Raw genomic sequence first — 20,229 nt, 5'->3', positions numbered from 1 at the left:
GTAAGGAGGTCTTTTATTTACAGTTTCAATACAAATATTATGTACCGCCATCTGCTGAGCTATGACTTAAAGTAATAAAACCATAAACTTAGCCTTAGAATGAAAGGTTAAGTTTACTCATCAACCAGCCCACTTAGAAAAATAATCTTTATTCCTTGCCCTAAATTAAAATACCCATAGAATCAGCTGTATATTTTTAATTAACAATTAACAATTAACAATTAAAAATACATAACAGGAATGCACACGTTTTCAAGTCTATCTTGATAAATAGGGCTTCCTATAATACAAATACTATATTTCAGGAGAAGTCTGCGTGTTTAAATTTCTACTTCCAGTTTTAATATTGATATCTTGGTTCGCTCAAGCTGAAGACAACGAGGCTCTAACAGTTGACCGTGCAGTATCACAAAATATCCAACTCGCTTTCCCAAACGATTATAATGTTGACCCCAAAATAGGTGACTTCGAAATCGTTAACTATATACTCATGAGTAATGACGCTGGCGAACGCTGGGCTGTAATTACACTCACTAATTTATCATCCGGTAATCGAGAGTTTAATAATGAGCACTTAATCGCTTTATTTGCTGACGGTAGCCGCATGAGCCCACTTCAATATAAATTAAACTTTAGAGGTCGAGAAACTCAGTCAATTACAGTCTCATTTGGAGAACATAAATTTCCAATATTGAGTATTTCCTCAAGAAATTAAATATAAAAACCTAATCAACTAATCCATTACGCTTCAAGCCACGCCTGACATTTTTGCACAATTTACCAACGCGGTTTAATTCATCAAATGTCGGGGCTGTGCCCTGCTTAACTTGGTCTTCCCAATAGCAAAGTTCACTATCGACTAATTCTAATAATTTTTTCGGACAGCCTTCGCAAGAGTCACCACAAATACTGGCCTCTGGTGCATAGAAAGGAAAAACGCCACGCACTTCTTCAATAAGATTTATCATTGCTAGAGAGAGATTAGGTTTTTGACTCATAATTTTTACTCATAAAGAGACCGACTCAGAACAATAAGGGAAGTTTTAACTGAGAATATCGTGATTTTGGAGGCGTGATTATAGCGCCTCACCTCACAAGACAATTTGATATTAGTCACTTCTAGGAGGGAAACTCAATAACCACTATTAACCGCATATCAACCGAAACGTCAAGAAAAGAGTAAACCAGTCAATAGCCCTTTAAACGCTATTGACTGGTTATAATATTAAACTTCTGCAGCGATTCGTTTAGGCCACGCGTTAAATACAGCTTTCACTAAGGTCGCTAATGGGATAGCAAAAAACACGCCCCAGAACCCCCACAAACCACCAAATAATAATACCGACATAATAATCGCGATAGGGTGTAGGTTCACCGCTTCAGAGAACAATATTGGCACTAACAAATTGCCATCAAGAGCCTGAACAACCCCATAAGCAATCATCATATAAGTGAATTCGGGCGTTAATCCCCACTGGAATAAACCCACGACTATCACTGGAACGGTCACCACGGCAGCACCAATGTAAGGAATTAATACCGAGAAACCAACCAATACAGCGAGCAGCGCCGCATATTGTAAATCGGTAAAGAAGAACACCAACCAAGTGCTAAAACCAACAATGATAATTTCAAATACTTTACCACGAATATAATTGGCAATTTGACCATTCATTTCGGTCCAAACTTCCATCGCCAGCCGACGATTCTGCGGCAATATTTTCACTAAACTGTTCACCAAAACACGCTTATCTTTAAGCATAAAGAACACTAATAGCGGTACTAAAATTGAGTAAATCAAGATCGCGGCAAGATCAAATAACGACGCAAAAGAAGCGCTAACAATCGCTTCACCAGACCCGACGATATGTTCCTGCAAAGTCAGTAACGCCGCTTTGATTAATTCTTCGTTAAATACATCAGGATTTTCTTTCGGCAACATCAGTAAAAATTCCTGACCTTCCTTAAGCATCGTTGGCATCGCTTTAACCAGATTCACACCTTGATGCCATACAGTTGGTACCAAGCCCAATGTGAGCATCACCATCATGGTGACAAATAACATTAGAATGATCACCGTGGCCCAGGTTCTGGATAACCCTAAACGCATTAACTGCATTAATGGCCAATCCAGTAAATAAGCTAACACAACAGCGACTAAGAAAGGTGTAATTAACCCGCCAATAAAATAAATAACCGAAAAGCCAAATACTAACAGGAGAAATAAAGTAACGGCATGCGGGTCAGAAAAACGTTCCTGATACCAACGAGATACGACAGAGATCATAAATTATTATTGCCTTAAAATTGAGTATTGTGCTGTGTTAGGGATAAATGCGGCGTTAGCTTCGTCACCTTAATACGTAACATTAATGGCGAGTTTTCTAACTCAGCGACGTCTTGACCAATACTGATTAAAAATTTAGGTATATCTTGACGAGAACCAGGATCGGTCAGTAATACGATGATTTCGGTGCCAAGCTCAGCTTGCTTTAACCATAGCTTCACTTTAATAAGTGGTAAAGGGCAAGCGTGGCGACTTAAGTCCAATTGCTGCATTATCTTTACCTACCTTACCTAAAAGGCCAAACTAGAAATTTGCAGCCATTATCAACTGTTTTCAAGCTATACACAACCAGCTTACGCTTTGAATATGAACTAGATAGAAAACTGAATACAAAAAAGCGGTTAACCCGAAGGTTAGCCGCTTTTGCGCATTCAACAATCTAATTTAGCGAGGCTAATTTAACAATTAGAAGCTGTAACGTGCAGCTAGGTGGAAATCGTCATCCATACCTTTAATGCCATTAATTCGGTATTCTGCAACAGTACGGAAGCTTTTGTTGAAGTCATAACGGACACCGAATACGAGGTCATCAACAGAGTCTGCTTTAGCCGATGATTTTGTGTCTTCAGTTTCTTGTGCATTATACAAAATTTGCGCACGTAATTGTTTATTTATCTTGTATTCAGCCGTTAGTTCGTAACCAGTATGGTCTTCACCTTCAGCTAAGAATTCAGAACCTTGAGAGTACGTAGCAGCTAATTTAACAGGACCCGTATTATAGCTAGCACCCACTAAGAAGATTGATGCGTCATAATCATCAGTTGGTGAACTCGCGTTATAACCAGCTGCCAATGTCAGACCAAAATCAAGTTTATATGCCGCAGCTAAACCGTATGCAGCATCACTTTTAGCATCATCTTGGTTATCATCAAGGCGGTATGACGCATCTAATTGTAGTTCGCCAAATTTGTTGCTGTATTTTAATAGGCTGTTGTCACGGTTTGTACCATCGTGGTCTTTACCTACCCCCAGATTGCCACCATATGCATTGCTATAAGCCGTATCAGTAATGTCTGATACTAATGTAACCGCACCATATTGACGACCGAAGCTGAATGCACCGACGTCACTCTTAAGACCAATATACGCTAAGCGGGTTTTCGTTTTTTCTTGTTTCTCGCCATCCGCGAGATCCCACTGTAGTTCATAACGACCAAATGCCGATAGTGAGTCAGAAATGTCTGATTTTAATTTAGCGCCAATACGGATGTAAGAATCATTACCATAATTAGCATTTTTGTCTTCACCGCTAAAGTCATGACCTGCATAAGCACGACCGTAGACGTTAACTGATTGACCGTTATCCTTATAAACTTCAGCTGCGCCAACAGTTGATGCGAATAAGCTTGGTAATACAAGTGCAAATAATGCTTTTTTCATTTTGAATTCCATCCCATTAAAAAATATAAAAATTTTGTTGAGTAGTTACTTTAAATTTAAGTTAATTCTAAGGATGAAATATGACAAAGATATGTGATAAACATGAATGAAAAATGTAAGATAAATGACAGCTTTATTACGCATTACAACAACGTAAGTATTACGTATTACAACAAATTAAGTTTTTCTACTTATCAAAGGTAACCACACCATGCAGAACAACAGGCTCAAGTATTTCCTTATCATCAGCTCACTATTAATGTTTACCAATATTCTTGTGGGTACATTAGGTGCGCATCTATGGCACTCTCAACTGGTATTGAATAACGGTGTTGCCAATTTTGCGACGGCGAGAGACTATTTATTTATTCATACTTTAAGCCTGTTATTTTTGGCTTTATTGGATAATAAGTTTGTCGCGGGACGATTTAATTGGATCGCAGGACTACAACTTATAAGTATTATTACGTTCAGTGGCAGTTTAATCTTGTATGCATTAACGGGTGAGAAATGGCTAAGTAGTATCACGCCTTTCGGTGGCAGCGGCCTGATGTTGTCTTGGTTATTATTGGTTTGGCGCGCATTCAAGATTAAATAATTAATACTGTCGCTTCGTGAGCACGTAGATTCTTCACAAATATGATAGTTGATGCACACAACCCAACCGCCTAGCACACTTTAATGTTGAAAACTTTGACCTGAGCGAGTATATTCAACAAAAGTTATTCAAAAACACATTTTAAGGTAATTAATTATGATGGCATTAATCTTTGCCCTATACCTAGTGAGCATGCTGTTCGCATTAAAAGGGAAACGGGTATGGTCATTCTATGGATTTATATTTTCATTGCTCGTGAGCGCATTTTGGTTTTCACATCATGCAACTGACACGCTACAAATTTTACTTTAGGATCAATAATGACTAATAATCTATCTCGCCAGTTAAATGCCCTTGGTGCTATTGCATTGTCATTAGTACTTGGATTTGCATTTTATTCACAAATTGCAGAAAACATACTAGCTTGCCCTCTTTGTTTATTGCAACGTGTTGGCTTTATCGCTGTGTTATTCGGCTTATTATGTAATATAATTTTTGGCCCTCGAATGATACATTATAGCGCTATGCTTGCAGGTGCACTTTTAGGTGCAGCAGTCGCATTACGTCAAGTATCCCTACACGTAATTCCTGGTACACCACACTATGGTGCACCTTTCTTAGGCATACATTTTTATACTTGGGCATTTATTACTTTTGCTGTAATCATAGCAGGAACCGCTATAATGATGGCTTTCTCTGCTCAATATGAAAAAGTTAAATACGTACCTTTTTCAATGCAGACTGGTATAGCTAAAATAGCTATTATCGCAGTAATCCTCATAACAGCATCAAATATGCTAAATGCATTCGCCGAATGTGGTCCATACGAATGCCCAGGTGACCCTGTAAGTTACTGGCTATTCAGATAATAAAAAAGGGACTTAGGTCCCTTTTTTATTATCTAAATTTTAGATTGAGAAACTAGAACCACAACCACACGTTGTTGTTGCGTTCGGGTTGTTTACGAGGAAACGTGAACCTTCTAAGCCATCAATATAATCAACCGTACCGTCAACCAAATATTGTAGACTCATTGAGTCTACAACCATAGTCACACTGTTCTTTTCGATAACCGTATCACCAGGGTTGATCTTTTCATCAAAGGTAAAACCGTAAGAGAAACCAGAACATCCACCACCTGTAACGTATACGCGTAATTTAAGTGCTAAGTTTTCTTCTTCAGTGATCAATTCTTTTACTCTCGCTGCCGCTGCATCACTAAAGTGAATTGGCAAGGCCATATCGTCTGCACTTGCTTCCACTTCGACAGGTGTAACAGCTTGTTCAACAATATTATTATCAGCCTGAGTTGCACCAACGTCTGTAAATAGTTCCATATCTGCTCTCACTTAAACTCGATTTATACGTTCAATTATCTAATACCTGACTAATTCCGTCAACTATCGTTTCTTAATGCATTATACCTAGCGCTGTAATGCTAGGTGATTACCCAGAGATAGAGTCACTGGTTTGTAATACCGCACTCCAGTCAAAACTTTGTTTTAAGTTAACGCCAGAATTCCAACGATTACCCTTTACCTTACCCACAAATGCAACGCGCTCGGGTACAAACCCCAACGGAAACCTAATGGATCCTTCCACCACTTGGAAATAACGAAATGAGAAACTTAATTTTTGTTGTTTTTTATCCACTAATTCATTCCAACGGTACTCCACTGGTTCCCCATCTAGGCTACCGTAAAAAATTAAATCGGCAGAGGCTTTAATGTGGCGCTTTTTCTTTTGTACCTGCATTAATACAAGCTGCATAAAGTAATAATCTTCGCTGACTTCCGGAATAAATGTCAGGCTTTCTAATTTCACGCCATTAATGACGTCTTCCGGCGCCATGATTCGTCGATAAAAAACTAACTCACGCTTTAACTCAGCATTTTCATTAAATAGAATACGTTGCTGCTCGGTTAGTTGGTCCACTAATATTTGCGAGGTCTGTAGTTCAACTTCAACTTGTGCTTTGCTCTTACTCGTTTCCGCTAAGTCACTACTGAGTCGTAAAATTTCATCATCTTTCATGATTATGTTTGCTGCTGACTCCATGCCTTTTAAATAAGAAAAGCCATAACCTAATAATATAGCAAGCGCTAATAATACGATGTAACGTGGTTTAATAATCTTAAACATGTCAGCCTTTTTCGTGATGAAGCATAAAAATAAAGCGCCATTTTAACGATTATACTGACGAAAACAAAGGCAACTTAAGTGCAAGTCGCTAAAAATGTAAAAAAGCTACGCTTAAACCCCTGAACAGGTATAATAACTCCCTAAAATATTTCTACTATTTTTCTTACTATTTCTTACTATATTGTCTCTGACTGTAGATAAAAAGGATTTCAGATGTCTAAATCAAGCCAACTTTTCACGCAAGCTCAAGCTATTATTCCTGGTGGCGTTAACTCACCAGTGCGCGCATTCAATGGCGTTGGTGGTAGCCCACTCTTTATTCAACGTGCCGAAGGCGCGCGTATCTATGATGTAGACGGCAATGCCTATATTGATTATGTAGGTTCGTGGGGGCCGATGATTTTGGGTCATAACCATCCAGCAATCAAATCTGCTGTATTAGCGGCGGTTGAAAACGGATTAAGTTTTGGTGCACCAACCGAAATCGAAGTGATCATGGCACAGAAAGTACAAGCGATGGTGCCTTCTATGGCACAAATACGCATGGTTAGTTCAGGTACAGAAGCAACAATGAGTGCAATTCGCCTAGCGCGTGGTTACACAAATCGTGACAAAATCTTAAAATTTGAAGGTTGCTACCACGGCCATGCTGACTCACTACTGGTTAAAGCAGGTTCTGGCGCATTAACCTTAGGTCAACCAAGCTCACCAGGTATTCCAGCTGATTTTGCTAAGCATACACTGACAGCAACGTTCAATGATTTAGCATCGGTTGAATCACTATTCTCTGAATACCCAGAAGACATCTCTTGTATCATTGTAGAACCTGTTGCGGGTAACATGAACTGCATTCCACCACAAGCAGGTTTCCTACAAGGACTGCGTAGCATTTGTGATAAATACAATGCAGTGCTTATCTTTGATGAAGTAATGACAGGTTTCCGTGTTGCAACGGGCTGTGCACAAGCACACTACCAAGTAGAACCAGACCTAACGACATTAGGTAAAGTAATCGGCGGCGGCATGCCAGTTGGCGCGTTTGGCGGTAAACTTGAGATCATGCAACATATTGCCCCAACTGGTCCGGTATACCAAGCGGGTACATTGTCGGGTAACCCAATTGCAATGGCGGCAGGTCTTGCTGCATTAACCGAAATTGATAAGCCAGAAGTAGCTGCGCAATTAAGTGCTAGCACCAAACAATTAGCAGAAGGCCTAAAAGCGGCAGCTGCACGTCAAAACATCGCATTGGCTGTAAACTACGTTGGCGGTATGTTTGGTTTCTTCTTTACTGACCAAGCTGAAATCACTGGTTTTGAAGCTGTATGCAAGTGTGATGCGGAACGCTTCAAGAAATTTTTCCACTTAATGTTAGCAGAAGGTGTTTACCTTGCACCATCTTCATTTGAAGCCGGTTTCTTATCAACTGCGCATACCAGTGCCGATATTGAAGCAACAATTGAAGCGGCTGAACGTTGTTTTGCTAAACTAGCGTAACAATTCCGAACCTAAAAGCATGATAAAAGTACCATTTTTATCATTTTGTTAAGCCCTATTTTTAGGGCTTTTTTGTGTCTTTTTTTTACCAAGTAAAAGTACCAGCCAAAAACAAGTTAAGCTACTTTGGTTTAAATAACATAAATAGGTCATTAAACATGATAATTTAACTGTAAAATGTATAATAGCCTCCAAAAACAACTGCATGCAAACGGCTTTGTAAAGATTAATATTAGCGCTAAACTTTTTCCCCCACAGGCCGAAAGTATTAACTGCCAGTTAATAGTGTTAGGAAATAACTAGGTTTTGGCTAATACTTATTGACTAGGGACGCTTGCTGTTACTGTTGCGCGACAAATTACATAGATGAACATGGACTCATTATGAAAAAACAACTACTTGCACTAACTCTTCTTACCGGTTTTTCGAACGGCGCAGCTGCTGATATGCTTGGCACCTATTTTGGTGCTGACGTATGGCAATCAGGCGTTGACGGAACGATTACATATAAAAATAACTCTGCAGTTACTAGTTATGAAGATACTTACAACTACCGTATGTATGTGAAATTTGAACATCCAATTCCACTCATTCCAAATGCTGCAGTTAGTTTCTCAAATGTAGATGTTGAAGGTTCTTCAGCGGGTGAAAACATTAACCTTAAAACGATTGATTTCACTCTGTACTATGAATTCTTAGACAATGACATTGTGTCGCTAGATGCAGGTCTAACATGGCGTCAACTGGACGGTTCTTTCGAAAGTGGTTCGACGAAGGCGTCATTCTCAGGTCCATTACCTATGGGTTATGCTTACGCTGAAGTTGGCTTACCTATGTTCCCACTGAAAGCCTTTGCAATGGTGAATGCGATTGGTATTACAGGTGATGTTTACGGTGATGCTGAAGTTGGTTTATCTTTCATGCTAAACCCAGGTTATGTACTTGATTGGTCTATCCGTGCTGGTTACCGTATCCAACAACTTGATTTTAATGTTGATGACGTGAAAGCTGATGCAACCGTTGACGGTGTATTTGTTGGTTTTGAAGGTCACTTCTAAGTCGATTTAATACGACTGACAAACCCAGATAGATAACAAGGCGAAGTCTTTCTCTCTTACTCATCATAGTAATAGAAAGAGACCTCGCTTTTTATTATCTATGACGCCCTTAATTCCCAATGTTCATCAACAAAACAATAGCGCTGTAATAAATCAGTTACACTTGCTAATACAGGGCCAGAAGAACGACTTCGAGAGACTAAACATCCAATAGGTGTTAGCCAACCGTTGTACTCATGCGCAACAGGTAAAGAGACTATTTTCCCTTGTTGAATATTTTTCTTTACGAGTAACTCAGGTACATTTGCCCATCCAATACCATTATGCACTAGCTCTACAAGGGTTTGATGCGTATTTGCATACCAAATCATAGCGCTGATACCGTAACTAAACCAAAGCTCTTTTTGTTTAGCACTTCGATGTACGCATTGGCGATACCTTTTTAAATCAGAATCTTGCACTATAGGTAGCCTTGTCAATTCGTGATTTGGTGATGCGATCGTCAGAAATCGAGCTTGACCAAGCAGAAAGAAATCCATATCGACCTTCAATTCACTATCGGCATAGACAATACCCACTTGTGCTTTACCTTTTTGAACCAATTCTTCGACATCAAAGGTAGACGTCGTTATTATATCGAAATTAGTGATGGGAAATTGATCTGCAAGAGGGGTCAGTATTTGTAACAACTCACTATTCATTAAACTTTCATCTACCGCAATCACCAGCTCATGCTCATATTCTTTCGTTAAAGACTCAACTTTTTGGTCAAAATATTTCTGTTGGTGCAGTATTGATTTCGCAATCGGCAGTAGTGCCTTTCCGTTTTCAGTTAACACAGGTATATTCTTTTCACGATTGAACAATTCTTGATTAATTGTTATTTCTAAATTAGCAATCGCTTGGCTTACGCCTGACTGAGCACGTTTCAGTTTACGTGCCGCAGCCGAAAAAGACCCCTGTTCACATACTGTGACAAAAACGTTTAGTTGTTCAAAGCTGTACATAGTTACTCAATAACTGAAAATATTTGATTTAAGCTATCACTATTCGTGATGGCTGTTAACTTTTTTTATCTCTCTATCCTGTCATAATCGCCACTTCTATATATGTTAATAAGTATTTTAATAAGAGAGGTAGTTCATGGGAACGATAGAAAGAATCAGTCAAGCGGTGTTATTTGAAGTACTGGCTGTCACATTATCGATCATAGGTTTAGTCTTGTTCACAGATCATGATATTGGCTCATTATCAGAGACAATGATAGTTATCGCCAGCATCGCCATGGTCTGGAACTATTTATTCAATCGGTCTTTTGATCATTTTGTAAAGGGAAGCAAAGCTAAACGCTCATTCTCGTTGCGTATTGTTCACGTCATTTTATTTGAAGCAGGTTTATTATTTTTCACTATACCCGTTATGGCTTATATTTTAGACGTCAGCTTGTGGCAAGCCTTCGTCATGGATTTAGGCGTGACTATTTTTATTACTATCTATGCGTTTATGTTTAACTTGATTTACGATCACGCTAGAGTTTTTGTATTACAAAATAGAGTGGTAAATGCTTAAGCTTGGTTGCTGAATATGCAATTGGGCAGCCTAACATTGCCTCTAAATCATTGAGACTAGAGGCTACGAACGCTAATTCACCACTAAGCTATCTGCACTACGTAGTTTCATATAATCACCAAATACAGTTAATGCTCCACTCGAGCCAGTCAAGGTTGAGGTTTTATTATCATCACGTCCCACCCAAACAGTGACCACGTCACGATTATCTAAACCGACAAACCAACTGTCACGTAACTTATCCGTCGAACCGGTTTTACCTGCAAAGTTAATACCTGGAAATTGCCAGCGTAACCGTCGAGCAGTGCCTTTTTTCGCCACCAGCGTCATATTATAAATAGTCAGGTCTGTATCTTTACTAGCAAAACGGCGCTGACCTTTCAGGCTTTGCTGATAGACTAAATCACCGTCTTCATCGACCACCGCGACCAGACTTGTTAATTTATGATATTCCCCCGCTGTAGCAATCGTTTGATACATTTGTGATACTTGGAATGGTGACATATTTAATGCCCCCAATAGCATCGATGGATAGTGATTATCCACTTTCTCAACGCCTAGACGTTTTAAACTTTTAATTACATTATCCACACCCAGAGCCATGCCTAAATTAACAGTAGGTACGTTAAGCGATTGCATTAAGGCTTGGTATAACGGGACTTCTCCACGGTATTTACGATCATAATTTTTTGGCTGCCAGTTATTACCGTACTGGTTATTTAATCGCAGCGGTTTATCTTCTAGCGGTGAATTAAGATCATAACCCTTTTCAAATGCAGTTAAATAAATCGCGGGTTTCACCACAGAACCAATCGAACGAGAAGCATCCAGCGCACGGTTAAAACCGGCATATTGCGTGTTGCGGCCACCAACAATTGCGGTAACCCGACCATATTGACGGTCGGTCACCACCATGGCGGTTTCTAATCCGGAAATATTCCGTGCCTTTTCCAATCGAGGCAGACTTTCTGTGATAGCGGTTTCTGCCGCCCGTTGTGCAAGCGGGTCCAAACTGGTAAATATTTTTAACCCCGATTGATCATAAAGCGCATCACCAAACGTGGTTTTTAATTCACGGCGTAATAACGATAAAAACGCAGGTGCTTTCGTGGTACTCATGTGCCCACGCGGAATAATACCCAGCGGTCTCTTAATCGCGGCACGATATTCAGCGGTACTGATCTTGCCATTTTTGGATAATAAACGAATGATCATATCACGACGTTCAAGTGCACGTTCGGGGTAGCGCCACGGATCATAAAACGACGGTCCTTTAACAACGGCAACCAAAAACGCCATTTGGTCTATGCTCAATTCCGGTACTGGTCTGCCAAAATAAAAGTAGCTAGCTAAACCAAAACCATATACACCATCACTGTAGTTTTGACCTAAATAAACCTCGTTAAGGTAGCCGCTTAATACCACATCCTTACTTAAACGATAGTTAATCAATATTGCCATGTACGCTTCGTTAAATTTACGCCAATAACTGCGCTGACGGGTTAAGAAAAAGTTTTTAACTAACTGCTGAGTTAGCGTACTCCCTCCCTGTACAGTTCGTCCTGCATTCATATTGGCAAACACAGCACGGATAATAGCAACAGGCGATACGCCGTTATGATGGTAAAAGTTTCGATCTTCCACCAATAATAAGGTATCAATTAATAATTGTGGGTAATCTTGTAACTCAACCAAGATACGATCTTCTTGGTTCGGAGCTTGCAGTGTATCAAGCAGCATAGGATCAAGATTAACTGAATTAAGATATTTACCGGTATTCTGATCACGAATACTGACTAAGCGGTTATCAGCAAAGGTAAGAAACAATGCTTTATTAGGTTCAGTTCCATCAAGATAAGTAAAACTTCGACGCAGTAATTCGACTTTAGTCGCCGATATTGAGAATTGGCCGGCAGTACGTGGTTTTGTTACTTTTAAATAATTGAGTAAAACCAGTTCTTCGACCAATTTATCATGTGGTAAAAACATCCCTGGTTTTAGTTCTAAACTGCGTGCGTATATTTGCGCAGGGGTCTTCCAGATAGGGCCAGAAAATCGCGTTTGGATCTTACTGTCTAAATACATACCATAGAGAATAAAAAGAGCCGAAAAAGCCAAACTAAATTTAAACAGGAAAATGGCAATACTGCGAGTCCAAGTGCGACTTGTTACCTTTTTCGTTTTTCGCTTAGTGATTTTTTTTGCGGTAGATTTATTCGCTGATTTTCTTGCCGCTGGTTTTGCTGGTGTTTTTCGTTTGTTGACAGTTTTTTTTGTGTCATCACTTACGGGACGTTTAGCCAATGGAAAGGGTCCTAGAAATTGCATTAAATACAGTCTAATACGATTAGATAAAATAGCGTAAAAAAGAATCGTTAGTTTACCCTGTTCGCTCCCCCGAACTCAACTCTTACAGAAGGGTATTTTAACTACCTGATTATGTAGCAGCGAGTTTGATCCCAAGCCCCACAAAAACAGCGCCAACCGTCCGATTAAGCCACAGCGTAAAACTTTGGTTACCTTTTACTTTTTTGGTTAAACGATGAGCAACAAAGATATAACCGAGTTCCACCACAAATGCACCAATCACCACAATCAAACCCAATAACAATAATTGCGTTGAGATCGAACCATGCCCTTCACGCACAAACTGTGGTAAAAAAGCCATAAAAAAGATCGCAGCCTTGGGGTTGAGGACATCGATTAATACCCCTTGTTTGAATATTTTCCAATGCGACATTAGCGATGATGAGTCACCATCAGTATGGCCAGTGGCCGTTAATTCAATACCACCAGATGCAGTGAATGCCTGCCAAGCCAAATAAATAAGATAACCCACTCCAATGATTTTAATGAGCATAAAAGCATAAGCGGAAGAAACGATAATCGCAGATAAACCTAATGCTGCGGCAGCTACATGCACCAAAGCACCAGAACAAGCCCCAGCAGCGGCAACAACGCCCGTTTTACGACCATGGCTAACCGTCTTAGTCAGTACAAATATCAGGTCCGGTCCCGGTGTCATATTTAGTGCTAATGATGCGGTGAGAAACATTGCCCAATAACCAATATCCATCTGATCTTCCTTAATCCAAATTAACTGCCTTTACCATATATAATTCATTTTCAGCAAGGCCGTCAATCATCCCTTGTGGCTTTGATATTAATTGCTTAAAACCATTGTTTTTATAAAATACTATCGCGCTTTTATTGGCTATCATGACGGTTAATTCTAGTTGTTTTAATTTAGACAGACGTGCCCACGCTTCGACATGTGCCAATAATTTTCCGCCGAGCCCCAAACAGATGCTCGCTTGCTGAATACCAATAACCAAAGATGCGGTCTGACTATCACCACTAATATAACCTGTTATGCCTATCGCAAACCCGATCAGTTTATGATTATCTCGTTCTATGACATAAAGCACTTGGGTTGCTGAATTGATAAATAACGCCAGGTGCTCGCTGAGTTCAGTTGCACTATTTTTCTCACCCATGGCCATAAACGGCGTTTCGTTATTCAGTTGCGAAAATAACGCTGATAACGCGTGAGCATCCGTCACTTTGACTGGTCGAATGATTTCCATAAATATTCTCTAACCGAGTTGCAAATAATAGCGAGTGGTAATTGAAAATTAACAATAGCCACAAACTCGCGTATCATAGGTGTATCTAAAACCAGACGCTAGCAGTTACTCATCAATAACACAGCATCTGTCTGCCCCATATTGTACTGTAATATAACACCAAGGTTTATCAATGGTTTTCATCTCTAGCAATGTATCAATTCCCGATTCAGAAATTGATATTCAAGCCATCCGCGCACAAGGCGCCGGTGGTCAAAACGTCAATAAAGTATCAACAGCGATCCATTTACGTTTTGATATTAAGGCGTCTTCACTACCCGAATTTTATAAAGAGAGGTTATTAGCGTTAAGCGATCATCGCATTACCAAAGATGGTGTGATCATCATTAAATCGCAAGAATCGCGTAGTCAGGATTATAACAAACAGGTAGCATTTGAACGTTTAGTTGAATTGATTAAGCAAGCGACCGTGATCCAAAAGGCACGTCGTGCGACCAAGCCGAGTCGCAATGCCAAAAAGAAACGTATGGACACTAAAACTCAGCGTGGTAAAACCAAAAATATGCGCGGTAAAGTTAGCTTTTAGCTTGCTCCCAAGCTGCATGATAGCCATTTAACGCCAGTTTAAATGCCGCTTGTTGACGTTTATCAATTGCCGACGCAATAGGAATGTCCGCAGTCATCGCATTAACGGCACGGCCACGCATGTGTAGCTCGTAATGTAAATGAGGTCCAGTAACACGGCCACTATTACCCGATAACGCAATTTTTTGTCCACGTTTTATTCGTTGACCTTTTCTCACCAGTGCCTTACTTAAGTGTAAAAAACGAGTACGGAATGTTTGACCATTTGAGATTTCAATATACAGTCCTGCATACTTATGATTAACCACTCGCGACACAATACCATCACCCGTTGCATACACAGAGGTACCAATTGGCGTCGCAAAATCGGTACCGTTATGCGGACGTAATAAACCTGTCACGGGGTGTACACGCCTTGGATTGAAGCTTGATGATATACGATACTTACTGCTAACAGGGCGACGCACAAAAGCGCGTTCAATACTCAGACCTGCTTCGTCATAATAACTACCTTCATACAAATAGGCACTAATGTCACGATTACGATTATTAATACTTACCGCATCAATACGATTTTCACCTGTGAGTTGATCTCCAATATATTGACGAGACACTAAAACTTTAAAGGTATCTCCGCTGCGTAAATCTCGACTAAAATTAATTTTATCTTTTAATAACGTCGCAATGAATTGTGCTTCAAATAACGATAGTCCAGCTTGCTTTGCTGAACCAGAAAAGCTATTTTCAACGGTACCTATGTAACTATGGTCTCGCCATTCACCGTCAACATTTATCTCTTCAAACTCGAAACCGCTCTCACCTAAACGCTTATAAACGACTTGATGACCAAGACTTACTTGTAATTCCAAGCGCGTTAATTCGCCCTCAAACTCGGTGAATGCTAAGGTTTGTCCGGGTTTAATACTATCTAACGCCAGAACATTTAAGTCCACTTCCAATATTTGATATAAACTCGTTTGACTTAAATCTAACTGCTCAAAAATAGCCCCTAAAGTGTCACCCTTTTGGATCACGTAGTTAATGGTTTTTGGGTACGACTTTGCAAGATCCTCAGCGATTTCTGCAACGGCCGATTCAGTAATAGTCGCGTTAGCAGCGCTTGCTTCGTAAAGTGGTGAACGAGGATCATCAGTAAGTAACGAGTCCGCAGGCATCGCAGTCGCAGCGGGATCAAGTAATACTGCTTGTGGCGATGATTCAGATGGTAACTCAGCTATTTTGTCTTTCGATACATCCGAAATATCAGCGGTAACAGAATTAGCACTGACGCTGATATCATTACTGTCATCGACTTTATCTGTCACTGGTAATAACGCGACAATGAAAAGTAATACACTTGTTAATAACACCCACGTTAGCACTAACTGTAATTTATTTTTTTTAATTGACGACATTTAATGAATACCCAGTCTTCGTTCAAAATAGTAGTAATTAGCATAATAAGGCCGAAATGGTATAACACAACAAAACAAAGGCATAGTATAGATAACGTAAATATGTGTAAATCAGGCAAAAGTTTTAGTATCTAAAACTAACCAACAATCACATAACTCGGATCAATTTGAAAAATTACGAATACAATTAATACATTACCAGCAACCGTTAACCAAAAAATACGTTTGAAACTGATTTTACTTTTTTTATGAGAAAACAATTTTTGGCCGACGAGCGCACCAGGCCAACCTCCGAACAGCGCCAACAAGTGCAATGTACGCTCTGGTGTACGCCATCCCTGCCGTTTAGCCGCCCATTTATCTTTGCCATATACCAATAGGGTAATGATGCTCAATATTAAATAGCTGTAACCTAACCATACCAACATATTATTTACCTTAAATAAAAGTATCCTCAGATATAAAAACGGCAAGCGCGATGCTTGCCGTATTAATCTACCTAAATATAACGTCGACTACCAGTTATCGGTAGCCCATTGCAGTTGTTCATCAGTATCCATAAAGCTCCACGCTAATATACGACTGACTTTTTGACCTTGCGACATAGGGATCACGCGGATTTGTTTTGCACCTAACGTGTGTAAATGTTGTTCAAGCTCTTCGATATGCTCACCCTTTGAGATAAGACTTGTGAACCAACATACTTGTTCAGCGAAATCTTTACTTTCTTTCGCCATGTCTTTAACAAAGCGTAATTCGCCACCTTCACACCAAAGCTCAGTGTTCTGACCACCGAAATTCAACTTCGTGGTATTGGCTGGCGCAGCCTTACCTTTGTGCAGGTTGTTAATCTTACGCTCAGTACCTGCTGCCGCATCTTCCATTGATGCATGGAACGGCGGATTACAAACTGTCACCGCATATTTGTCGTTATATTTGATGACGCCTTTAAAGGTACTACCTGGCGTTTTTTTCAATACAATCTTAATCGCTTTATTTAAGCTTGGGTTTGCTTGCACGATCACATTCGCTGTTTTTGCTGCTACCGTATCAATATCAGTACCCACAAAACCCCAGCCATAGCTGCGATGACCAAGAATAGGATAAATACAGTTAGCGCCAGTACCAATGTCTAACGCTTTAACACGCTTACCTGTTGGTACGTCACCATTATTCATTTCTGCCAGTAGATCGGCAATATAGTGAATGTAATCCGCACGTCCAGGGATTGGCGGACATAAATAACCTGTTGGAATCTGCCAATTTGGTACTTGGTAAAAATGGGCCAATAATGCACTGTTCAAGCAAACGACGGCTTTATCATCACTAAAATCGACCGTTTCTTCTCCACGAGGATTTAGCGTTATGTACGCTTTTAACGCTGGGTATGTTTTAACTAAGGCTGTTAAATCATAACGTCCCTGATGTGGATTACGGGGATGCAATGTAGCGATTTTTTTAGTCATGATAAATCTTCTTTTATTTGTCTGAAACGAACTCTGCGAGATAATAGCAGATTACGAATAACTATTGCTGCTTTCCTACATATGTTTTTTAACACGTCGTGTCGGCATCGCTTCCAAAGGATTATCTGGCCAATAATGTTTCGGATACCGGCCTTTCATTTCTTTTTTAACCTCGGCATAACTGCCACTCCAAAAGCCCAATAAATCTTGGGTAATTTGTAACGGACGCATCGCTGGTGACAGTAATTCAATCACAATCGGCACCCGGCCATTGGCTACCGCAGGTTTATTGGCTTGACCAAACATCTCTTGAATACGCACGGGTAAACTCGGCGCGGCATTATCATTATAACGTAACTTAATTTTTGAACCTGTTGGCACTGTAAAATGAGTGGGTAACTCTTTATCCAAACGCTGCTGTAGCGACCACTCCAAACGTGATAACAACGCATCTGTTAACGGTATTTTTTTCATCTGCGCAGGCCCAGTTACGCCTGTTAAGTACGGCAGTAACCAGTTTTCTAGACCGTCAATTAAGGCTTCATCACTGTAATCAACAAAACCCACTTCCGCTAACCATAAATGCGCACAACGTAATCGGGTGAGCAATGCTTTACTTTGATCATTCCAAGGTAATACCGATAACCCGGCTTTGCGGATACCGGTCAGTACTGCCGTTTGTTTTTGTGCTGGCGTTATATCAGTTAATACTTGGCGAGATAATACCAACTTACCTAAACATTGACGCTGCTCGGCAATCAATTTTTGGGCTTTTAAATCCCATTGTACAAATGCTTGTGGCTTAAATAATTGCGGTAACCAAGTTTGTAACTCCGCTAAATCAACTTCACAAGCGTTATACACCATGGCATCGGCGCCTTGTTCGGTTAATGACAGGTCAGCGACAACGCATAATTCGGCACTGGCTAAACTGGCATCCGTCATCAATTTAACTCCGAGTCCGTTGCTTAACATATAACGCACGTCTTGCCCTCGTCCTGTATTATCACGACGCTGTGCGATACGGTCTGGATACGCTAACGCTAATAATAACCCGGCATAAGCATTCGTGTTTCGACACTGACTGCTGCTTCCCACAAAGCTAAAACGTTGTGCCCATTGCAGTGCTTGACGTTGTGCTTGTTTAAATTGCCCCGATGCCATTTGTTGCAATACAAAATCCAAATCAAGTGGTAAGCGTTCACTGCCTTCAAGTAATGCGATTAATCTACAGGCTAACCAACTAATACCCGGCAGTTCACTTTCCCACACTTTTGCCGTCAACAGCATATGTGCTAACCGTGGTGACATACCAAATTCAGCCAATGCTTGGCCATGTTGACTGCAACTCCCCGCATCTAGAGCGCCAAGTTCGGTTAATAACGATTCAGCATATTGCACATTTGCCAATGAAGGCTGATCGAGTAATGACAGTTCCGTAAAGCTATTGACCCCCCATACCTTAAGTTCTAAGCAGGTTGAAGTTAAATCAGCGGCAATAATTTCTGGTTCGATTTGTGCGTCTAAGCGGCTGTGATCTTCTTCACGCCATAAACGATAACAATGCCCTGCTTGTAAACGCCCCGCACGCCCTGCTCGCTGAGTTGCTGATGCTTGGCTTATGCGTCTGGTCTGCAATCTGCTGACCCCCGAGCGTGGGGAGAAGCTAACTCGGCGCTCAAGGCCAGAATCAATCACCACCGAAATACCTTCAATGGTTAATGAGGTTTCGGCTATATTGGTTGCCAATACAATCTTGCGTTGCCCTGCGGCGATAGGATTAATTGCTGCCTGTTGCTGCTGTTGCGTTAATTGACCATATAAGGGCAGTACTTGTAGATTCGCATTAACTAATTCTTGTAACTGTTGCTGGCAACGTTTAATTTCACTCACCCCAGGCAAAAATACCAGAATATTACCGCCCTGCTGCTGTAGCGCTAATTTAACCGTTGCGGTTATCGCGCCCGGCAACGCTTGTTTAATCGTACTACGCTGTAAGTTCATCGGGTGATAACTATAAGAAACAGGGAAACAACGCCCTTCTGCCGTCAATAGTTTCGCCTCTGGCAACATTTTCTGTAGCCCTTCGCTGTCGAGCGTTGCCGACATCACTAATAGATTTAAATCATCGCGTAAGCCTTGTTGCACTTCGAGCGCAAATGCTAAACCGATATCAGCATTGAGTGAGCGTTCGTGAAATTCATCAAATATAATGAGATCATAATCGCGGAGTTCCGGGTCTTGCTGGATCATCCTAGTTAAGATCCCTTCAGTTACCACTTCCAACCGTGTTGATTTCGACACTTTAGTATCACCACGCATACGATAACCAACATCTTCTCCGACTTTTTGTTGTAACTTAGAGGCCATAAATATAGCAATATTACGCGCAGCAAGACGCCTTGGTTCTAACATTAAAATTCGACCACTGAAGATATTCTCTTGCAGTAATTTAAGTGGTAATAAGGTTGATTTACCAGCACCTGGTGGTGCTTGCAAGATAACTTGATTAGATGATTTTAAGGCCGTAAATAAATCGGGTAATACGGTAGTGATCGGTAACGCTGCCACAAAGGCCTCTCAGA

The 20,229-nt window shown here is 40.5% G+C and carries 22 protein-coding genes; 8 read left to right on the top strand and 14 right to left on the bottom strand.

Features of this window, described 5'->3' with window-relative positions; translation table 11 throughout:
• The first annotated feature begins 316 nt into the window (after nt 1-316).
• Nucleotides 317-715: a hypothetical protein gene (locus tag HWV03_RS04155; RefSeq protein ID WP_211678586.1), complete on the top strand. Its 399-nt coding sequence runs from the start codon at nt 317-319 to the stop codon at nt 713-715.
• A 10-nt stretch (nt 716-725) separates the two neighbouring features.
• On the opposite strand, the gene HWV03_RS04150 is transcribed toward HWV03_RS04155, so the two are convergent.
• The 4 genes from HWV03_RS04150 to HWV03_RS04135 form a co-directional block, all read right to left on the bottom strand.
• The gene (locus HWV03_RS04150; protein ID WP_211678585.1) at nt 726-998 is read right to left on the bottom strand and encodes a hypothetical protein; all 273 of its coding nucleotides are present in this window, start codon (nt 996-998) and stop codon (nt 726-728) included.
• 227 nt (nt 999-1,225) lie between these two features.
• Complete coding sequence (locus tag HWV03_RS04145) at nt 1,226-2,287, bottom strand: AI-2E family transporter (protein ID WP_211678584.1); 1,062 nt, start codon at nt 2,285-2,287, stop codon at nt 1,226-1,228.
• A 14-nt stretch (nt 2,288-2,301) separates the two neighbouring features.
• Nucleotides 2,302-2,559, bottom strand: a complete 258-nt coding sequence (locus tag HWV03_RS04140; RefSeq protein ID WP_211678583.1) for a sulfurtransferase TusA family protein — start codon at nt 2,557-2,559, stop codon at nt 2,302-2,304.
• A 193-nt stretch (nt 2,560-2,752) separates the two neighbouring features.
• Nucleotides 2,753-3,727 (bottom strand): porin, encoded by a 975-nt coding sequence (locus HWV03_RS04135; protein ID WP_211678582.1) that lies wholly within the window; start codon nt 3,725-3,727, stop codon nt 2,753-2,755.
• Between the two features lie 211 nt (nt 3,728-3,938).
• Between HWV03_RS04135 and HWV03_RS04130 the strand changes: the two genes are divergently transcribed.
• From HWV03_RS04130 to HWV03_RS04125, 3 genes are all read left to right on the top strand, one after another.
• The gene (locus HWV03_RS04130; RefSeq protein WP_211678581.1) at nt 3,939-4,325 is read left to right on the top strand and encodes a DUF423 domain-containing protein; all 387 of its coding nucleotides are present in this window, start codon (nt 3,939-3,941) and stop codon (nt 4,323-4,325) included.
• A gap of 156 nt (nt 4,326-4,481) precedes the next feature.
• The gene (locus HWV03_RS22495; RefSeq protein WP_221343602.1) at nt 4,482-4,637 is read left to right on the top strand and encodes a DUF5993 family protein; all 156 of its coding nucleotides are present in this window, start codon (nt 4,482-4,484) and stop codon (nt 4,635-4,637) included.
• Between the two features lie 8 nt (nt 4,638-4,645).
• Nucleotides 4,646-5,194, top strand: coding sequence for a disulfide bond formation protein B (locus HWV03_RS04125; RefSeq protein WP_211674198.1), 549 nt, complete (start codon nt 4,646-4,648; stop codon nt 5,192-5,194).
• 39 nt (nt 5,195-5,233) lie between these two features.
• Here HWV03_RS04125 and erpA read toward each other — a convergent pair whose 3' ends face one another.
• Together erpA and HWV03_RS04115 are read right to left on the bottom strand one after the other, a co-directional pair.
• Complete coding sequence (erpA, locus tag HWV03_RS04120) at nt 5,234-5,566, bottom strand: iron-sulfur cluster insertion protein ErpA (RefSeq protein WP_211680003.1); 333 nt, start codon at nt 5,564-5,566, stop codon at nt 5,234-5,236.
• A 205-nt stretch (nt 5,567-5,771) separates the two neighbouring features.
• Nucleotides 5,772-6,467, bottom strand: coding sequence for a DUF6776 family protein (locus tag HWV03_RS04115; protein ID WP_211678580.1), 696 nt, complete (start codon nt 6,465-6,467; stop codon nt 5,772-5,774).
• A gap of 213 nt (nt 6,468-6,680) precedes the next feature.
• Between HWV03_RS04115 and hemL the strand changes: the two genes are divergently transcribed.
• Together hemL and HWV03_RS04105 are read left to right on the top strand one after the other, a co-directional pair.
• Nucleotides 6,681-7,964: a glutamate-1-semialdehyde 2,1-aminomutase gene (hemL, locus tag HWV03_RS04110; protein WP_211678579.1), complete on the top strand. Its 1,284-nt coding sequence runs from the start codon at nt 6,681-6,683 to the stop codon at nt 7,962-7,964.
• A gap of 383 nt (nt 7,965-8,347) precedes the next feature.
• Nucleotides 8,348-9,022, top strand: coding sequence for a TIGR04219 family outer membrane beta-barrel protein (locus HWV03_RS04105; protein WP_211678578.1), 675 nt, complete (start codon nt 8,348-8,350; stop codon nt 9,020-9,022).
• Nucleotides 9,023-9,120: 98 nt separating this feature from the next.
• On the opposite strand, the gene HWV03_RS04100 is transcribed toward HWV03_RS04105, so the two are convergent.
• Nucleotides 9,121-10,029, bottom strand: coding sequence for a LysR family transcriptional regulator (locus HWV03_RS04100; protein WP_211678577.1), 909 nt, complete (start codon nt 10,027-10,029; stop codon nt 9,121-9,123).
• A gap of 136 nt (nt 10,030-10,165) precedes the next feature.
• Here HWV03_RS04100 and HWV03_RS04095 point away from each other — a divergent pair, with 136 nt between their 5' ends.
• Nucleotides 10,166-10,591: a PACE efflux transporter gene (locus tag HWV03_RS04095; protein WP_211678576.1), complete on the top strand. Its 426-nt coding sequence runs from the start codon at nt 10,166-10,168 to the stop codon at nt 10,589-10,591.
• 72 nt (nt 10,592-10,663) lie between these two features.
• Here the strand turns inward: HWV03_RS04095 and mrcB are convergent, their stop codons facing one another.
• The 3 genes from mrcB to HWV03_RS04080 all read right to left on the bottom strand — a co-directional run bounded on the left by mrcB (nt 10,664) and on the right by HWV03_RS04080 (nt 14,178).
• A complete protein-coding gene (gene mrcB, locus HWV03_RS04090; RefSeq protein ID WP_211678575.1) occupies nt 10,664-12,895 on the bottom strand; it encodes a penicillin-binding protein 1B in 2,232 nt (743 codons plus the stop codon).
• Nucleotides 12,896-13,028: 133 nt separating this feature from the next.
• Nucleotides 13,029-13,667: a LysE family translocator gene (locus HWV03_RS04085; RefSeq protein WP_211678574.1), complete on the bottom strand. Its 639-nt coding sequence runs from the start codon at nt 13,665-13,667 to the stop codon at nt 13,029-13,031.
• 10 nt (nt 13,668-13,677) lie between these two features.
• Complete coding sequence (locus HWV03_RS04080) at nt 13,678-14,178, bottom strand: GNAT family N-acetyltransferase (protein WP_211678573.1); 501 nt, start codon at nt 14,176-14,178, stop codon at nt 13,678-13,680.
• Nucleotides 14,179-14,350: 172 nt separating this feature from the next.
• On the opposite strand from HWV03_RS04080, the gene arfB reads away from it, so the two are divergent.
• On the top strand, nt 14,351-14,764 hold the full coding sequence (arfB, locus tag HWV03_RS04075) for an alternative ribosome rescue aminoacyl-tRNA hydrolase ArfB (protein ID WP_045111564.1): 414 nt from the start codon (nt 14,351-14,353) through the stop codon (nt 14,762-14,764).
• Here the strand turns inward: arfB and HWV03_RS04070 are convergent.
• The 4 genes from HWV03_RS04070 to hrpB all read right to left on the bottom strand — a co-directional run bounded on the left by HWV03_RS04070 (nt 14,754) and on the right by hrpB (nt 20,215).
• Nucleotides 14,754-16,178 (bottom strand): peptidoglycan DD-metalloendopeptidase family protein, encoded by a 1,425-nt coding sequence (locus HWV03_RS04070; protein ID WP_211678572.1) that lies wholly within the window; start codon nt 16,176-16,178, stop codon nt 14,754-14,756. The genes arfB and HWV03_RS04070 overlap by 11 nt on opposite strands.
• A gap of 137 nt (nt 16,179-16,315) precedes the next feature.
• Complete coding sequence (locus tag HWV03_RS04065) at nt 16,316-16,606, bottom strand: DUF1294 domain-containing protein (RefSeq protein WP_211678571.1); 291 nt, start codon at nt 16,604-16,606, stop codon at nt 16,316-16,318.
• 87 nt (nt 16,607-16,693) lie between these two features.
• On the bottom strand, nt 16,694-17,644 hold the full coding sequence (gene rlmF / locus HWV03_RS04060) for a 23S rRNA (adenine(1618)-N(6))-methyltransferase RlmF (protein ID WP_211678570.1): 951 nt from the start codon (nt 17,642-17,644) through the stop codon (nt 16,694-16,696).
• A 75-nt stretch (nt 17,645-17,719) separates the two neighbouring features.
• A complete protein-coding gene (hrpB, locus tag HWV03_RS04055; protein ID WP_211678569.1) occupies nt 17,720-20,215 on the bottom strand; it encodes an ATP-dependent helicase HrpB in 2,496 nt (831 codons plus the stop codon).
• Nucleotides 20,216-20,229 lie beyond the last annotated feature (14 nt).

Origin of the sequence: Moritella sp. 36, from assembly GCF_018219415.1 — a bacterium.
GTDB lineage: Bacteria > Pseudomonadota > Gammaproteobacteria > Enterobacterales > Moritellaceae > Moritella.
Note: the sequence above shows the minus strand (reverse complement) of the source record. Positions and strands in the feature narration are given on the sequence as shown.

Excerpts from the sequence above, each read along its gene's own strand:
- HWV03_RS04150 (WP_211678585.1), bottom strand. The coding sequence starts at position 998 with ATGAGTCAAAAACCTAATCTCTCTCTAGCAATGATAAATCTTATTGAA.
- HWV03_RS04145 (WP_211678584.1), bottom strand. The coding sequence starts at position 2,287 with ATGATCTCTGTCGTATCTCGTTGGTATCAGGAACGTTTTTCTGACCCG.
- HWV03_RS04140 (WP_211678583.1), bottom strand. The coding sequence starts at position 2,559 with ATGCAGCAATTGGACTTAAGTCGCCACGCTTGCCCTTTACCACTTATT.
- HWV03_RS04135 (WP_211678582.1), bottom strand. The coding sequence starts at position 3,727 with ATGAAAAAAGCATTATTTGCACTTGTATTACCAAGCTTATTCGCATCA.
- HWV03_RS04130 (WP_211678581.1), top strand. The coding sequence starts at position 3,939 with ATGCAGAACAACAGGCTCAAGTATTTCCTTATCATCAGCTCACTATTA.
- HWV03_RS22495 (WP_221343602.1), top strand. The coding sequence starts at position 4,482 with ATGATGGCATTAATCTTTGCCCTATACCTAGTGAGCATGCTGTTCGCA.
- HWV03_RS04125 (WP_211674198.1), top strand. The coding sequence starts at position 4,646 with ATGACTAATAATCTATCTCGCCAGTTAAATGCCCTTGGTGCTATTGCA.
- erpA (WP_211680003.1), bottom strand. The coding sequence starts at position 5,566 with ATGGCCTTGCCAATTCACTTTAGTGATGCAGCGGCAGCGAGAGTAAAA.
- HWV03_RS04115 (WP_211678580.1), bottom strand. The coding sequence starts at position 6,467 with ATGTTTAAGATTATTAAACCACGTTACATCGTATTATTAGCGCTTGCT.
- hemL (WP_211678579.1), top strand. The coding sequence starts at position 6,681 with ATGTCTAAATCAAGCCAACTTTTCACGCAAGCTCAAGCTATTATTCCT.
- HWV03_RS04105 (WP_211678578.1), top strand. The coding sequence starts at position 8,348 with ATGAAAAAACAACTACTTGCACTAACTCTTCTTACCGGTTTTTCGAAC.
- HWV03_RS04100 (WP_211678577.1), bottom strand. The coding sequence starts at position 10,029 with ATGTACAGCTTTGAACAACTAAACGTTTTTGTCACAGTATGTGAACAG.
- HWV03_RS04095 (WP_211678576.1), top strand. The coding sequence starts at position 10,166 with ATGGGAACGATAGAAAGAATCAGTCAAGCGGTGTTATTTGAAGTACTG.
- HWV03_RS04085 (WP_211678574.1), bottom strand. The coding sequence starts at position 13,667 with ATGGATATTGGTTATTGGGCAATGTTTCTCACCGCATCATTAGCACTA.
- HWV03_RS04080 (WP_211678573.1), bottom strand. The coding sequence starts at position 14,178 with ATGGAAATCATTCGACCAGTCAAAGTGACGGATGCTCACGCGTTATCA.
- arfB (WP_045111564.1), top strand. The coding sequence starts at position 14,351 with ATGGTTTTCATCTCTAGCAATGTATCAATTCCCGATTCAGAAATTGAT.
- HWV03_RS04070 (WP_211678572.1), bottom strand. The coding sequence starts at position 16,178 with ATGTCGTCAATTAAAAAAAATAAATTACAGTTAGTGCTAACGTGGGTG.
- HWV03_RS04065 (WP_211678571.1), bottom strand. The coding sequence starts at position 16,606 with ATGTTGGTATGGTTAGGTTACAGCTATTTAATATTGAGCATCATTACC.
- rlmF (WP_211678570.1), bottom strand. The coding sequence starts at position 17,644 with ATGACTAAAAAAATCGCTACATTGCATCCCCGTAATCCACATCAGGGA.